The organism is Bradyrhizobium sp. SZCCHNS3002 (genome assembly GCF_032377435.1).
GTDB lineage: Bacteria > Pseudomonadota > Alphaproteobacteria > Rhizobiales > Xanthobacteraceae > Bradyrhizobium.
In genome coordinates this window covers 192666-208059 of the sequence record NZ_JAUHHY010000005.1, presented here as the reverse complement: position 1 = coordinate 208059, position 15394 = coordinate 192666, and the positions used below count along the sequence as shown (strand labels likewise).

General features: G+C 66.9%; 13 protein-coding genes. 2 read left to right on the top strand and 11 right to left on the bottom strand.

The window, feature by feature from the left end; genetic code table 11:
• Window positions 1-107 precede the first annotated feature (107 nt).
• Window positions 108-1961, top strand: coding sequence for a DNA mismatch repair endonuclease MutL (gene mutL, locus QW845_RS12785; protein ID WP_315801934.1), 1854 nt, complete (start codon window positions 108-110; stop codon window positions 1959-1961).
• Between the two features lie 212 nt (window positions 1962-2173).
• On the opposite strand, the gene rsmD is transcribed toward mutL, so the two are convergent.
• Complete coding sequence (gene rsmD, locus QW845_RS12780) at window positions 2174-2728, bottom strand: 16S rRNA (guanine(966)-N(2))-methyltransferase RsmD (RefSeq protein ID WP_315801933.1); 555 nt, start codon at window positions 2726-2728, stop codon at window positions 2174-2176.
• 9 nt (window positions 2729-2737) lie between these two features.
• Complete coding sequence (locus QW845_RS12775; RefSeq protein ID WP_315801932.1) at window positions 2738-4849, bottom strand: pseudouridine synthase; 2112 nt, start codon at window positions 4847-4849, stop codon at window positions 2738-2740.
• Window positions 4850-4982: 133 nt separating this feature from the next.
• Between QW845_RS12775 and QW845_RS12770 the strand changes: the two genes are divergently transcribed.
• Entirely contained in the window at window positions 4983-5429 is a 447-nt protein-coding gene (locus QW845_RS12770; RefSeq protein ID WP_315801931.1) for a nucleoside deaminase, read from the top strand.
• 3 nt (window positions 5430-5432) lie between these two features.
• Here QW845_RS12770 and QW845_RS12765 read toward each other — a convergent pair whose 3' ends face one another.
• The 9 genes from QW845_RS12765 to QW845_RS12725 all read right to left on the bottom strand — a co-directional run bounded on the left by QW845_RS12765 (window position 5433) and on the right by QW845_RS12725 (window position 15311).
• A complete protein-coding gene (locus QW845_RS12765) occupies window positions 5433-6683 on the bottom strand; it encodes a cytochrome P450 (protein WP_315801930.1) in 1251 nt (416 codons plus the stop codon).
• 62 nt (window positions 6684-6745) lie between these two features.
• Window positions 6746-7462, bottom strand: coding sequence for a class I SAM-dependent methyltransferase (locus tag QW845_RS12760; protein ID WP_315801929.1), 717 nt, complete (start codon window positions 7460-7462; stop codon window positions 6746-6748).
• Window positions 7459-7869: a hypothetical protein gene (locus QW845_RS12755; RefSeq protein ID WP_315801928.1), complete on the bottom strand. Its 411-nt coding sequence runs from the start codon at window positions 7867-7869 to the stop codon at window positions 7459-7461. Before QW845_RS12755 ends, QW845_RS12760 begins: the two co-directional genes overlap by 4 nt.
• A gap of 336 nt (window positions 7870-8205) precedes the next feature.
• A complete protein-coding gene (locus QW845_RS12750; protein ID WP_315801927.1) occupies window positions 8206-8655 on the bottom strand; it encodes a hypothetical protein in 450 nt (149 codons plus the stop codon).
• A 95-nt stretch (window positions 8656-8750) separates the two neighbouring features.
• The gene (locus QW845_RS12745) at window positions 8751-11972 is read right to left on the bottom strand and encodes an adenylate/guanylate cyclase domain-containing protein (RefSeq protein WP_315801926.1); all 3222 of its coding nucleotides are present in this window, start codon (window positions 11970-11972) and stop codon (window positions 8751-8753) included.
• 116 nt (window positions 11973-12088) lie between these two features.
• On the bottom strand, window positions 12089-13372 hold the full coding sequence (purD, locus tag QW845_RS12740; protein ID WP_315801925.1) for a phosphoribosylamine--glycine ligase: 1284 nt from the start codon (window positions 13370-13372) through the stop codon (window positions 12089-12091).
• Between the two features lie 71 nt (window positions 13373-13443).
• Window positions 13444-13758, bottom strand: a complete 315-nt coding sequence (locus QW845_RS12735) for a transcriptional regulator (protein WP_315801924.1) — start codon at window positions 13756-13758, stop codon at window positions 13444-13446.
• A 4-nt stretch (window positions 13759-13762) separates the two neighbouring features.
• Window positions 13763-14311: a hypothetical protein gene (locus QW845_RS12730; RefSeq protein WP_315801923.1), complete on the bottom strand. Its 549-nt coding sequence runs from the start codon at window positions 14309-14311 to the stop codon at window positions 13763-13765.
• 13 nt (window positions 14312-14324) lie between these two features.
• A complete protein-coding gene (locus QW845_RS12725) occupies window positions 14325-15311 on the bottom strand; it encodes an alpha/beta hydrolase (RefSeq protein ID WP_315801922.1) in 987 nt (328 codons plus the stop codon).
• Between the last annotated feature and the right edge of the window lie 83 nt (window positions 15312-15394).

Here is a 15394-nt window from a genome sequence, read left to right as displayed (position 1 = left end):
CGCAGCGCATGAAAAAAGCTATTCTCGTCCCACATTTGCAGCGTGGCCGCCGCAGCGCCGCGCGCCTTCAAGATCCAAGCCAGCCAGCTTTCAAGTTCGTTCGCACCATGCCCGTCCGCCAGCTCCCCGAACAGATCGTCAACCGCATCGCCGCTGGCGAGGTGGTCGAGCGGCCCGCGAGCGTCGTCAAGGAGCTGGTCGAAAACGCGATCGACGCCGGCGCCAGCCGCATCGACATCTTCACCGATGGTGGCGGCCGGCGAAAGATCGCGATCACCGACGACGGTGGCGGCATGACCGCGGCCGATCTCGCGCTCGCGGTCGAGCGCCACGCGACCTCCAAGCTCGACGACGAGGACCTGCTGCAGATCCGCACGCTCGGGTTCCGCGGCGAAGCGCTGCCCTCGATCGGCTCGGTGGCGCGGCTGTCGATCACGACGCGACACAAAAGCGAGCCGCACGCCTGGGCGCTTCAAGTCGATTGCGGCGACAAGTCCCCGATCGTGCCGGCCGCGCTGAACCAAGGCACCCGCGTCGAGGTCGCCGACCTCTTCCACGCCACGCCGGCACGGCTGAAGTTCCTCAAAACCGACCGCACCGAGGCCGAGGCGATCCGCGAGGTGGTGCGGCGGCTGGCGATGGCGCGGCCCGACATCGCCTTCACCCTCGCCGGCGAGGAGCGCGCGCCGGTGACCTGGGCCGCCGCGCTGCCCGGCGCGCCGGGCCAATTGACGCGGCTCGGCGACATCCTCGGCGCCGACTTCCGCAGCCATGCGATCGCGGTGCGCAGCGAGCGCGATCACGTTGTCGTCGAAGGTTTCGCCGCGGCGCCGGCGCTGACGCGCGCCAATGCGCTCGGCCAGTATCTGTTCGTCAATGGCCGCCCGGTGCGCGACAAGCTGATCCTCGGCGCGGTGCGCGCCGCCTATGCCGACTATCTGCCGCGTGACCGGCATCCGTTGGTGGCGCTGTTTGTGACGCTCGATCCGCGCGAGGTCGACGCCAACGTGCATCCGGCCAAGACTGAGGTGCGCTTCCGCAATGCCGGCCTGGTGCGCGCGCTGATCATCCACGCGCTGAAGGAAGGTCTCGCCCGCGAAGGCCGCCGCACCGCGGCCAATGACGGCGGCGCGACCATCGCCGCATTCCGCCCGGCGTTCGCGCCGCCGCGACCCAACGTCGGTCCGATGAACTGGGACTGGCAGCGCTCGCCGTCGGCGCCGGTGATGCCGCATTTCGGCGGCTCCTTCCCTGCGGCGGCGCCCTCACCAGATCTCGGGTCGTTCGGGCTTGCGGAATCCTCTCAAGCGGCGTTCGACGTCGGCGGCCCGCGCGCCGACGTTCGGCTGCACGAGCAGCCGGCGACGCCTGACCTACTCGACCGTCCGCTCGGCGCCGCGCGCACCCAGATCCATGACACCTACATCGTTGCACAGACCCGCGACGGCCTCGTCATCGTCGACCAGCACGCCGCGCATGAGCGCATCGTCTATGAGCGGCTCAAGGCCTCGCTGGCGGCGCATGGCGTGCAGCGGCAGATCCTGCTGATCCCGGACATCGTCGAGCTCGACGAAGCCACCGTCGAGTCACTGCTCGCGCGCACCGATGAGCTGGCCTCGTTCGGCCTCGCCATCGAATCCTTCGGCCCCGGCGCCGTCGCCGTGCGCGAGACGCCATCGCTGCTCGGCAAGATCAATGCCGCAGGCTTGCTGCGCGACCTCGCCGAGCACATGGAGGAATGGGGCGAGGCGCTGCCGCTGGAGCGCCGCCTGATGCACGTCGCAGCCACCATGGCCTGCCACGGCTCGGTCCGCGCCGGCCGCCGCCTCAAGCCAGAAGAGATGAATGCGCTGCTCCGCGAGATGGAGGACACGCCGAACTCGGGCCAGTGCAATCACGGCCGCCCGACCTATGTCGAGCTGAAGCTCGCGGATGTGGAGAAGCTGTTCGGGAGGAGATAGCGGCTACGATTGAGGCCACGACGATAGCTACAAATCCGGTGTCGTCCCGGACAAGCCACCGGCGGCGCGTAGCGCCGTCCGGCGGCGCCGATCCGGGACCCATACGCCGCAGCAGCAGTCAGGGACATGAACGACGTTACGAGCAGCCAGCCTCCCAACGCAATCCTGTGGCTATGGGCCTCTGCGTTCGCAGGGGCGACAGCGAGCGAGGATCAGGACCGGCGCAGGAACACGAACTCCGTGTCGTCGTAAGCGCGGCGCTCGAGCTCTTCGAACCCCTCGGGCGCCTTGAACGCGGCAGCCTTGGACTCCTCGACCACGAGCAGCGCCGATGGCACGAGCCAGCCGCCGTCGCGCAGCGAGGCCAGCGCCTTCTCGGCCAAGCCCTTGCCATAGGGCGGATCGAGGAACACCAGCGAGAACGGCTCGACCGGATGCACCGGTCCGAGATCGGTGGCGTCGCGGCGGTAGACCTTGGTGACGCCGCCGAGCCCGAGCGATTCGACATTGTTGCGCAGCAGCGCCCTTGCCTCGGCGCCGTTGTCGACGAACAGCGTGAACGCCGCGCCGCGCGAGGTCGCCTCGATGCCGAGCGCGCCGGTGCCGGCAAACAAATCGAGCACGCGTGCGCCCTCGATCGGATCCTCGTAGGCGTGGACGAGGATGTTGAACAGCGCCTCGCGCAGCCGGTCCTGCGTCGGCCGGATGTCACGCGACGCAGGCGAAGCGATGTTGCGGCCCTTCAGCCGTCCACCGACGACACGCATCGCAACACCCTACTCGTCATCCTGCGGCGTGATATCGCGCTTGCCGTGATAGCCGCGCTTCGGCCGCCGCGGCGGACCGGGGAAACGCGCCTCGGCCTCGTGGCGCTCGCGCGCTTCCTCGCTGCCGGTACGCTGGACGAGCACGCGGCGGCCCTTGCGGTCGGCGACGACCTCGCGCTTCGGCTTGGGCTTCGGGTCCGGCAACGGCTCGCGATTGCCCTTGCCCGCAGGACCGAGATCGGCACCCGACTGCGCAATCACCTTCTCGCCGAGCTGCTCGCGCAGCACCCGCGTCTTGACTTCCTGCACCTCGCCCTCGGGCAGCTCCAGCAGCTGGAACGGACCGTAGGAGACGCGGATCAGGCGATTAACCTCGAGGCCGAGATGCGCGAGCACGTTGCGCACCTCGCGGTTCTTGCCCTCGCGGATCGCGACGACGAGCCAGACATTGGCGCCCTGGTCGCGCTCGAGCGTCGCTTCGATCGGGCCGTATTTGACGCCGTCGACCTCGACGCCCGCGGCGAGCTGATCGAGCTGCGCCTGTGTGATCTCGCCATGGGCGCGGACGCGATAGCGCCGCGTCCAGCCGGTGTCCGGCAATTCCAGCACGCGCGCGAGGCCGCCGTCATTGGTGAGCAGCAAGAGCCCTTCGGTGTTGAAGTCGAGTCGGCCGATCGAGATCAGTCGTGGCAGGCCCTCGGGCAGATTGTCGAACACCGTCGGCCGCCCCTCGGGGTCGCTGTGCGTCGTCATCAGCCCGCGCGGCTTGTGATACAGAAACAGCCGCGTGCGCTCGCGCTCCGGCAGCGGCGCGCCGTCGACCTGGATCACGTCATTCTCGGTGACATCGAGCGCGGGGGAGTTGATGACGCGGCCGTTCACCGTCACGCGGCCCTGCGTGACCATCTCCTCGGCGTCGCGGCGCGAGGCGAGGCCGGCGCGGGCCAGCACCTTGGCGATGCGCTCGCCGGCCTTCTTCGGTGCGGCCGGCTCGGCGGCAACGCGGGCGCTGCGCTTGTCGGTCTCGGGCTTGCGCTCGCGATAGGCGCCGCGGCCGCCGAACGCCGGACGCTTGGCGAAGACCTTGCTGTCGTCTTCATTGTCGCGGCGCGGCCGCTCGGAGAAGCCGTCGCGGCCACGGCGTTCGCTGCGCGGATGCTCCTGCCAGTCGGTGCGCCCCTCGGGACGGCGCGGCCGGTCGAAGCTGCGCTCCTCGCCCCGATCCCGCGGGCGGTCGAACTTCGGCTTGTCGAATTTGGGCCTGTCGAATTTCGGACGATCCTCGCTGCTGCGCTGGGTGCGCGGGCGATCGAAGCTGCGGCCGCCTTCGCGCGGCGGACGCGGGCTGCGTTCCGGGCGATCGCCATCCGCGCCGCGCTTCTGCCACGGCTTGCTCTCGCCGCGCGAGGGACGGTCGCCAAACTCCTTGCGCGGCCCGCGCGCGCCGGCACCGAACTTGCGCTCGCCCCGATCGCCTTCAGCGCCGCGAGAGAACTTGCGCTCTCCGCCAAACTTGCGCTCAGGGCGATCGCCGGTCCGCGGCGGACGGTCGCCGAAGCTGCGCTCGGTGCGCGGCCGGTCGCCGCGATCACGCGCGCCCTCGCCGCGTGGCGTATAGGGGCGTTTCTCACCATCGCGCTCCCGCGGAGCGTAGGGCTTGCGCTCGCCGAACTTGCGCTCGGACGATCGCCCCGCCGGACGAGCCTCGTCGCGACCGGCGCGCGGCGTATAGGGACGCTTCTCGCCGCCCCGCTCGTCGCGATCGAATTTCGGCCGGTCGCCACGCGGCTTGAAGGCGCGCTTCTCGCCATCGCCCGACCGCGCCGGGCGAGCGGCATAGGGCCGATCGCCGCGCGGCCGCTCATCGCGGTTGAAGCGCGGCTTGTCGCCAAAGGATTTGCGCGGCGCATCGCCGTCGTCGCGGCGGCGCGGGGCGCGGCCCTCGTCGAAGGAGCGCTTGCCCCGGCCACCCGCTTCCTTGTCGCCGAAGCCGCGCTTGGCGAACTTCTTTTCCGGCCCACGTGCGGCGCCCGAGCGTCCTTTGCCGCCCTCGGACCGCCCCCGCGGGGCGCCGCCGCGGCGGCCGCGGGAATCGTTGTCTTTGTCGGTGGTGCGGGGCATGAAGGTCTCACTTCGAGGTGCAGGACGACGCGTGAACCGCGCGCTTCTGAAGCAGCGCATGTCACGCAGGAAATCGGGGTCCGGTTGTGCTGAAGGGCGATCCAGTAGCAGACTTGGGCGGGCGTGACGAGCCATGAACAGCCCTTCTTTCATGGATTTGGCGCTGAAAGCGGCCGAATCGGCCGCAATTTCCGGCGAGGTGCCGATCGGCTGCGTCGTCGTCCGTGACAACGCGGTCATCGCCACCGCCGCCAACCGCACTTTGACCGACCGCGACCCGACCGCGCATGCCGAGATCCTGGCACTGCGGCAGGCGGCCCAGGTCGTCGGCAGCGAGCGGCTGGTCGAGTGCGACCTCTACGTCACGCTCGAGCCGTGCACGATGTGCGCTGGCGCGATCTCCTTCGCGCGCATCCGACGGCTGTATTACGGGGCCGCCGATCCGAAGGGCGGTGCGGTCGAGTCGGGTGTGCGCTTCTTCACGGCGCCGACCTGCCATCACGCCCCGGAGGTCTATTCGGCGGTGGGCGAGCAGCAGGCGGCGCAGATGCTGAAGGAGTTCTTCAAGGCGCGGCGGTGAGGCCTATGCAGCCGCCTCCTTGCGCAGCGCGCGAAAGCTCATGCGAACCGGGAGGCTGGAGACGCCGCTCATGAAGGGCGACCGCACCCGGCGCACCCGCCCGGCGAGTTCGATCCGTTCGGTCCGGCGCAGCAGCTCCGCAAATAGCGCCCGCATCTGCATCCGCGCCAGCTGCAGTCCCATGCAGATGTGCGGACCACGGCCGAAGGCGATGTGCGGGTTCGGACTGCGATCGATCCGGAACGCGCCGGCGTCCTCGAACACGGTCTCGTCGCGATTGGCCGAATGGAAGAACAAGGCCAGCGCATCGCCTTCGCGAATGCGTTGCCCCCCGACCTCGGTGTCGCAGACCGCGGTGCGCATGAAGTGCCGCACCGGCGAGGTCCAGCGCAGCATTTCCTCGATCGTCGGATCGAGCAGCTCGGGCTCGGCCCGCAGCCGCACCATCTGCTCGGGCGCCGCGAGCAGCGCCGCCAGACCGCCCGCCAATGCGAGCGCCGTCGTATCGTGGCCCGCCGTGACCAGCAGGATGAAGTAGGAGATCAGCTCGTAATGCGGCATCGCCGCGCCATGCGGCGCGGCATGCGCAATCAGGCTGGCGAGATCGTCGCGCGGCTGGGCGCGCCGGTCGGCCACGACGGCTTCGAAATAATCGCGCAGCGCCAGCATGGCCATCCGCATCGTATCGCCCGGCGCCTCGGCGAGACGGCGCCGCGGATCCTCGGCGCCCACGAAGGCCTGGGCGAGCCGCGCAAGCCGGGCATCGTCGGCCTCCGGCGTGCCCAGCATGCGGCCGATCACCCGGAAGGTGAAGGGCAGCGCCACGTCGCCTGCGAAGTCGCAAACGGCCCCGCGCGCGGAAACCCGGTCGATGATCTCGGCAGCCCATTGCGACAGCCATGTCTCCATCTCGCGCAAGACCGGCGGCGCAAAGGCGCCTTGGATGATGCCGCGATAAACGCCGTGATCCGGCGGATCCATCTCGGTCAGGCTGCGCACGAGTTGCGGCTTGCCGGTGACACGCTGCAGCACGGCCTCGGAGGTCTCGCTGGCGAGATAGGTGCGCGGGCCCGCGGCAAATTCATTGCTCCGTGTCTCGATCGAGACAATGTCGGCATAGCGCGTGACCGCCCGGAACGGACGAACGCCCGAGCGTTCAACCCAATGCAGCGGCGCGCGCTGGCGCAGCAGCGCACAGGCGCGTTCCAGCCGCGTTGGATCGGCGTGACCTCGCGAGGAGATCAGCACGTCCACAGCACGCTCGACGGCGGCGCTGCGGCGATCTGTCTGCGAGGATAGCGACGGAACAGCCGACATCAGTGCGAGGGCCCTGCTTGCGACGGGGCGGCATGAGTCAGGCGGCGCACCAGGAGCGTGAACTCCTTCATCCCGTAGTTGCCGATGACCTCGACGGCCGCCGCAAACTCCTGCTCGCAGTGGGTAGCCCAAACGTCCGGCGTAGTGCGATACAGGCGCGCCTTGGCGGGATCGCCGTCCTGCTCCTCATCAGCGGCCGCTCGCATGAAATTGACGGCAAAGCCGCGCCGGCTGGTCGCGAACATGCGCTGCAACATGGCTTTGATGTAGCCTTCCCAGGCGTCGCGCGAATAGCCGACGTTGACGTTCATGATGCCCGAGGCGACCGAATAGTCGGCGATGCGCGGGCTCTCCGACGCGACGACGAAGCGCCGCAAGGGGGCGGCAAAGCGGCGCCGCGCCCGGCTGATCATGGCGCGGGACAGGTCGATGCCGAGATAGTCAATCTCACAGGACGCAAAACGCGATTCAAGAAACGGCACCAGCGCGCCATAGCCGCAACCGATGTCATTGAGGCTGAACGGCGCCGACACGTCGCACAGCTTCATCAGTTGCACGAAGCGCAGGCCCTGCGTCGCCTCGCACGACCAGTCAACGCCGCGCGGCGTTGCGCCGTGACGCGCAACGCAGGCAGAGTAATAGGCATCGACGTCCGCCTGGATCAAGCCGAGGCTCGGAACGTCCTTCGCCGTGCGTGTGGCAGATCTGGCGCTCACTGCATGCTGAGCTCTCGAGCGCGCCGCTCCCGCACCGTCTTTGCAATCTGCTGTCGCACGACGCGGCCGGGCGTCGTCGGAATCGACACGATGACGTGCACGTCGGACGCGAAGACGACAGGCCGTCCACGAGAGACAGTGACGCGCGGATCATCGGCGGCCGAATGACAGACGAGCGAGATCGGCAACGGCGCGCCCGATTCCAGATCCTCCTTGAAAGCCTCGACGACTCGATCGTGACCATTCACGCCGTCGCGGTCCGAAGGATAGGTCTTGAGATGATCCAGGAATTTGTACCAGCGACGGCGCTCATTCCAGTCGGCAGGCACGATGCCAAGCAAGGTGAACGAGCGCTGCAGGCCATGCTCGGCAGAAAAGATCCCGAACTCGCGCTGCAACTCGGCCATCTCCGGCACCGCGTCAGCCTCGAACCGCTTGTTGAACTGAACCACGACGTCGAGCGTCGTGCTGTCCTTCATCATCGCTCCCATAACGGCTTCCTCCCGATAGCGCAGAATGCACCGGTGTCATGGTGCCTTCTTTTCTCCGGACCATCAAGGACGATCTGCCGCCAAAGGGGACAGCGAAGCTGAACGGCGCAAGGCAGCGCTCAGCTTCGCACGCACACCAGCACCGAACCGGGTCGGTGATCGCTCGAGACGGCGCGGCGCGATAGACATCGACGTCAGAACAGGGGAATCGAGCAAAGAGCCTCGTCTCCGAAGACGACCCTCGTGGTCGCCTCACTTCTTGCGTTTTTCGACCCGCCTCGCCCGTGCGGTCTCAGCGGCCTGCTTGCGTGCCTCACGACCGGGCGTCGTCGGGATAGAGATAATGACGTGCTTGTCGAGGGAGAAAACGATCGGACGTCCTTCCGACACGGTGACACGGGGATCCTCTGCCGCAGAGTGACAGACGATCGAGACCGGCAGCGGCTTTTCGCACTCCAGATCATCCTTGAACGCCTGGATCACACGATCATGGCCGTTCACGCTGGCGATGTCCGATGGATACGTCTTCAGAAACTCGAGAAACTTGTACCAGCGCCGCCGCTCGGACCAATCGGCAGGCACGATTCCGAGCAAAGCAAAGGACTGCTGTAGACTATGCCTCAGCGAGAAGACCCCGAACTCCCGTTGCAGCTCGACCATTTCGGGCAAGGCATCTGCATCGAACCGTTTGTTGAGCTGCACGATAATATCAAGGGTAGTACTGTCTTTAATCATTACCCCCATTGTAACCCCCAAATCTGAAAAAGCCGGAATTCAACGAATCGACAATGCATGCATCATTGCATTGCTTCAAGATGCAATTGCAGTTTCTGAACTAATGAACGCAGACAGAACGCACCGGAGACATTCATGAGATGTCCTATCTGCTCAAGAAGTCCCGCAGCCTGCTCGTTCCTGCCGGCTCCGGCAAGAGCAAGGCCCAGAACGGTCGTCGCGTAACACTCCGCCACTCGATCCGTCTTTCGCTTGGCTACAAGGATCGCCTGTTTGCTGGCCTCGATGGCGGCATCGAAGTCGTCACTCCGGTAAAGCAGATCGGCATTTATGGCGGCCATGCGCGCCTCGAGCTCGAGCCCCGTCCTTGCGGCCCGAGCGGCTTCGATCGCGCCAACCATCTCATTCGTCGCGTCGGCGAATCGACCGGTCAAACCCTGTTCGAGGCTTGCGCAGAGCAAGGTGAGCACGCGGATGTAGGGAATGCCGGATGTTTCAGCGAGATCGGAAACTCGCCTTGCGTGCTCGCGCGCAAGGCTCTGGTCTTCGACCATCCATGCCAGCTCCACGAGGTTGAAGTGCGGGACGAACTGGAGCACCGGTGCGACCTCGGATGAAGGCTGCTGCACCAATTCGAGAAGCTCGCTGCGAGCATCCTCGATCTGGCCGAGATGAGCCATTGCGCGCGCCCTGATGCATCTCACCCAATAGCTGACGTCAAAGCCGAGAATCTGGTTCGGGTTCAAACCAAGCGTGACGTGACTGTCGAAGCCGGCCTGGCTTGCCATTGCAGCGATGGCTGTATTGGCCGCCGAGAGCGCCTCGTTCATCCGTCCCGAATGTGTGTATGCCTGCGCCAGCATGGCGTTGACGGTCGCGTAGCGGCCAACATCCCCCTCGCCCGAGGTCAGCTTGATGGCGTTCTGCGCCAGGTCGACGTAGTCATCGGCCGCTCCCGTCGAAGCGAGCACGCGGCCATAAGCGCCGATCAACAACGGCTCATGCGCCTTGTCGGAGGAGCGGGCAAATCTCAACGCTTCTTCAGCAAAAGGCTTGACCTCTTCGGCCGAGATGCCTTCGCGCCAGCCGAAGTTCAGGATCTGGCCGCTGGCCAGCGCACGCAGGCGGTCGACGCGCTCCGATTGCGGCAGCGCCTGCAGCAGGGAGCGGATCTTCTTCCACAGCCGCAGCGCCTCCGCCGTGTTGGTGCGGCCGATCCAGCGCGCCGCGCGCTGCAGATGCTCGACCGCCTGCATGGTCTGGCCGGCGAACTCATAGTGCGAGGCGATCAGGGCGGCGAATTCGTCCTGCGTCCCCCAATCGAGCGCCTCGATCGCCTTGGCCACGGCAGCGTGGATCGTGCTCAGCCGGGACCGCAGCTGCATCGCATAGGCGACCTCCTGGATCAGCGGATGGCGAAAGGCGAGCACGCCCATGTCGAACGGCGGCAGATCGTAGAGAAGATCGGCCTGCCTGAGCTGAGCGAGCGCATCGAACAGCTCTGCGTCATCGATGCCGGTTACGGGCTTGAGCACCGCCAGCGCGACCGATCGGCCGATCACGGCCGCTGCTTCCAGCACGTTCTTGGCAGATTCGCCGAGACGATCGATGCGCGCGGCCACGACCGCATGCACGGTCGGCGGCAGTGGAATCGGTCCGATGCCACCCTTGAGACGGTAGGCGCCGCGCTCACCCTCGAAGCCGCCGCTTTCGGAGACGGCGCTGGCAAGCTCCTCGAGGAAGAACGGATTGCCCTGCGCGCGCTCGACGATGTCGCGCGCCAGCACCTCAAGCGAAGGATCGTCACCGAACACCCCGCGCAGCAGCTCGCTCGCCTCCTCGGAGGCAAGCGGGACGATGTGCAGTTCGTGAAACGGGGTCTGCTGCATGAAGGAGGCGGCGAAACCCGGCCTGTAGTTCACGACCAGCAGTGTCTTGGTGCCGATCGTGGCCTCCGCGAGCGCCTCGACGAATTCCTCGCTGGCCTCGTCGACCCAATGCAGGTCCTCGATCATGATCACCATGGCGCCGTCGGCGGGCGCCGCACGGAACAGCGTCTTGAACACGTTCAGCAGACGGGTCTTGAACACGCCGGGATCGAGCCGGAGCGCCGGCCGTGCCGGATCGGCGAGATTCATGAAGTCCAGGAGCAGGACCAGGGCCGTGTCGGGCATGGCAATGGCTTCGAGCCGGTCGACCACGCGCTGACGCGACACCTCCACCGGCTCCTTCGGCCGGATGCCGAAGAAGTCGCGCAGCAATTCGAGCACCGGCTGGAACGGGGTGGCGCGGCCATGTGCCAGCACGCGCGCCTCGTAGACGCGAATGCCCTGGCGGCGACAGTGCTCGGCGAACTCGAAGCACAGCCGGCTCTTGCCGATGCCGGCCTCACCCACAATGCCGACGACAGCGCCGCGCGCCGCCAGGACGTCGTCGAGCTCGCGCTCGAGCACCGCAAGCTGGGCATTGCGCCCGATCAGCGGCAACAGGCGCTGGCCGCTGCGGAAGACGTCGCTCGCCGGCGCACTGAGGCGGCCGATCAGCTTGTAGATCGACACCGGCGAGGCGATGCCGCGCAGCGCGTGGGTGCCGAGCGGCTCGGCTTCGACGAACTGCCTGGCGCCGGTGTAGGTCTCCTTGCTGATCAGGATGGTGCCGGCCTCGGCCATGTGCTCCAGACGATTGGCGAGATGGACGTTGGCGCCGGCCGCGTCGTAGGTCTGGTACATGCTGTTCTCGACGACCTGGACGATCACCTCGCCGGTGTGCAGCCCGACCCGGACCTGCAAATGCGGGTCGGCGAGGCGCGCGATGGAGTCCTGCATCGCCAGCGCGCCGAGGCAGCCGCGAACCGCATGATCCTCATGCGGCACCGGCGCTCCGAACAGGGCCATGACGCCGTCGCCCTGCGTCTTGTTGACGACGCCGTCATAGCGGTGGACCGCCTCCTTCATGAGGTTGAGCACCGGATCGAGCCGCTGCATCGCGAGCTCGGGATCGCCGAGGCTGTCGATCAGCTGGGTGGAATCGCGGATGTCGGCGAACAGGATGGTGAGACGCTTGCGTTCTCCACCCTTGCTGCTCAGGGTCCTCAGGACGCGCTGCGCCGCCTGGTCGGGCGGAGCCAGCCGGCCGGGCAACGGCGCGCCGCATTGGCCGCAGAAGCGATTCGACGGACTGTTGGTCTGGTTGCACGCCTCACATCTGAGGCTGAGTGGCTCGCCGCACCGGTCGCACGAGGCTCTCCCTGGCTGATTCTGCCTGCCGCACCGCGCGCATTCCATGGCCCCTCCGTTCCACGGCGGAACTGATTCATCCCATCAAGGCATGAGTCTATGGAACTGCCACAATTCGCACGGGAAAAATAGCCTTGCGGGGCCGACTGCGGCGATCACGATGCTCAGCCCTGACCGCTTTCCTGCGCCACCGCCTGCCAGGCAATGTCGCGCCGGCAGAAGCCGTCGGCCCATTTGATGCGGTCGACGGCCTGATAGGCCCGCGCCTGAGCCTCGGTGACGGTCTTGCCCGACGCGCAGACATTGAGGACGCGCCCGCCATTGGCGAGAATGGCGCCGTCCTTTGCCAGCGTACCGGCGTGGAAGATCTCGACGCCCTCGATCCTCGCGGCGTCGTCGAGCCCCTCGATGACACCGCCCTTGGCGTAGTCGCCGGGATAGCCCTTCGCGGCCATGACAACGGTGACGGCAGCCTCGGGAAACCAGCGCAGGTCGAAATTCTTCAACTGCCCGTCGCAGGCGGCCAGCATGGCGGGCACGAGATCCGACATCATCCGCAGCATCAGCACCTGACATTCCGGATCGCCAAAGCGGACATTGTATTCGAACAGCTTCGGCCCCTGGGCCGTCAGCATCAGGCCGGCATAGAGAATGCCCTTGAAGGGTGTGCCCCGGGCGTTCATCCCGGCAATGGTCGGCTGAATGATCTGATTCATGATCTTGTCATGAATCTCCTGCGTCACGAACGGCGTCGGGGAATACGCTCCCATGCCGCCGGTGTTCGGTCCCTGGTCGTGATCGAACACCCGCTTGTGGTCCTGGGCGGAGGCCAGCGGTATCGCGGTCTCGCCGTCGCACAACGCGAAGAACGACACCTCCCGACCTTCGAGAAACTCCTCGATGACGACCTCGGTGCCGGCGACACCAAAGCCGCCCTCGAACATCATCTTGATGGCGTCCTCGGCCTCGACAACCGTCTTGGCGACGACGACGCCCTTGCCGGCCGCCAGCCCGTCCGCCTTGACGACGATCGGAGCGCCGTGCTCGCGGACATAGGCCAGTGCCTCGGGGGCATTGTCGAAGCGGGAATAGGCACCGGTCGGGATGTCGTATTCGGCGCAGAGATCCTTGGTGTATCCCTTGGAGCCCTCGAGCTTGGCGGCGAGCCTGGACGGGCCGAACGCCTTGATGCCGGCCGCTTCGAGATCATCGACGATGCCGGCGGCGAGCGGCGTCTCGGGGCCGACCACCACCAGGTCCACCTTGTTTGCCCGGCAGAACGCGATCACCGCCGCATGATCGGCGACGTCGAGCGCGACACATTCGGCCTCCTTGGCGATCCCGGCATTGCCGGGCGCGCACCACAGCTTGGTGAGCAGCGGCGAGCCGGCGATCTTCCAGGCGAGCGCGTGCTCGCGGCCGCCGGAACCAAGGAGCAGAATGTTCATCGTCGATGCCGTCGCAGAGGGATGGGCCAATTTGGACGCCCCAATTGCCCGGCCCTCGCAACGGAGTCAAATCATGGCTGCGGCGGCTTCGCGGCTGCGCCGGCAATGATGTCCTGCAGGCTCGCGACATAGCGGGCGAAGGCCGCACGGCCGGCCGCGGTGGCCGTCACCATGGTCTGCGGCTTCCTGCCGACAAAGGCCTTGTCCACGGCGACGTAGCCGGCGCGCGCCAGCGTGTCGATGTGGGCGCCGAGATTACCGTCGGTGGCGCCGGTCAGCTTCTTCAGCCGGACGAATTCCAGCCCGGCCCCGGCCGGCAGGGCATTCAGCGCCGCCATGATCTTCAGCCGCAGCGGCTGGTGGATGATCTCGTCGAGTTCCGCCAAGCCGTCAGCTCCGCCGCATCCACAGGCCGCCGAGAACCAGGCCGCCGCCATTGACGAACGCCATCCACAACGGGAAAGCCGCGCCGATGAAGAGATAGCCGACCAGGGTCAACGCGGTCACACAGAGACCGAAGATCGTGAACGCGATGCCGAACCACAATCCGGCCAGGCCATAGAACAGCATGAAATAGACCGGCCAGAACGCGCCCATCTCGCGCGGTCCGAAATGGCCGATCGCCTCGACGAAGAAACCGAAGGCGAAGAACATGACGAAGGCGAGCACCGCCCTGACATCGAAGCTGCGCACGCCGGAGCGCGCTTTCTCCGCCGCGCCCAACACCACCGATCCGGCGAGGCCGAGGACATAGACCGTCAGCCAAGCCTTGGCCGCGTGGACCGGCGTGAGATAGGTCACGAGATTGCCGACGAAGACGAGAACGCCCCAGAGCATCATCAGCAGGCTCGACAGCCGATAGATCTGCGACTGCCGCACGCGCTTCATCACATCCTCGATGTCGCCGAGCGCCCGCGCGGCTTCCAGGCTGTCGATCATGCGGTTTGAACCTCTAGCGCTTAGCCACGTCTTCGGCGATCGCGCTCACCGCCTGCGGCGCCGACACGATCTCCATGTGATTGACGCCCGCGATCAGCTTCACGTCAACGCCGCGCGCGACGGCGTGCACCGCATCTGCATATTTGTCGGAGAGCATCAGCTCGTCATCGGCGCCGGCGATGATGGTCACCGGGTGCTTCGCCGCGGCGAGATCGGCCTTGTAGCCGCGGGTCGCGAAATTTCGGAACAGCCGGTAGCTGTAGGTCGGCGCCAGGAATTTCTCCGAATTCGGCCGCACCGCAAAGGCCAGCACGGGCAGTGCCTCGCAACACGGCATGCCGATGCGCCTGAGCGCGCCGAGCGCCAGGATGCGCGGAATGTCAGGACCGGCCCAGCCGCCCGAATTCTCCCGGTTGGTCGGCGCGTCGTAACCAAGATAGGGAGCGAGCAGCACGGTGCGCGTGAACAGATCCTGGATCGGGGCGCTCGCCGCGCGCAGCGCGAAGCCGCCGCCAGCCGAATGGCCGAGCAGCACGATCGGCTCGGCCGGGATCGACCTCCTGAGCTCGGCGACGAGGTCGGCCAGATCGTCTTCGAGCTGTCCGAGATAGCCGATGTCGCCGCGGGTGCCGGAGCCGCCATGGCCGCGAATGTCGGGCGCGAAGGTATCGATGCCGCGCGCCGCCAAAGCATCGGCGAGGGCATGCACGGCGACGCTGGAGCCGGAGGAGCCGTGGACGACGATCGCGACCTTGCCGACAGCCGCCCCGCGCGCCGGGTAATGGCGATAGGCCAGCTCGGTGCCATCGCGGGCACTGAAGCGCTGCAGCCCTGGCATGGTGCTGCGGTCGACCCGTCCGGCCGTCTCCGAGATCGACTTGAGCTCGGGCGGGCGCGCAAGCGGCGTCGCGATCATCGCGGCCAGAACCAAAGCGAGCACGCCGACGAGGCAGAGCGCTCCTCCTAGGGCCCGAAACAGGACCTTCGCACCGCGTCGCATGCTCTCCTCCACTCACCCAATTTATAGAGTACTCTGTATAACAGAGTTATCGAAAAGACAACGGCTTGATTGGCGGCGGACGC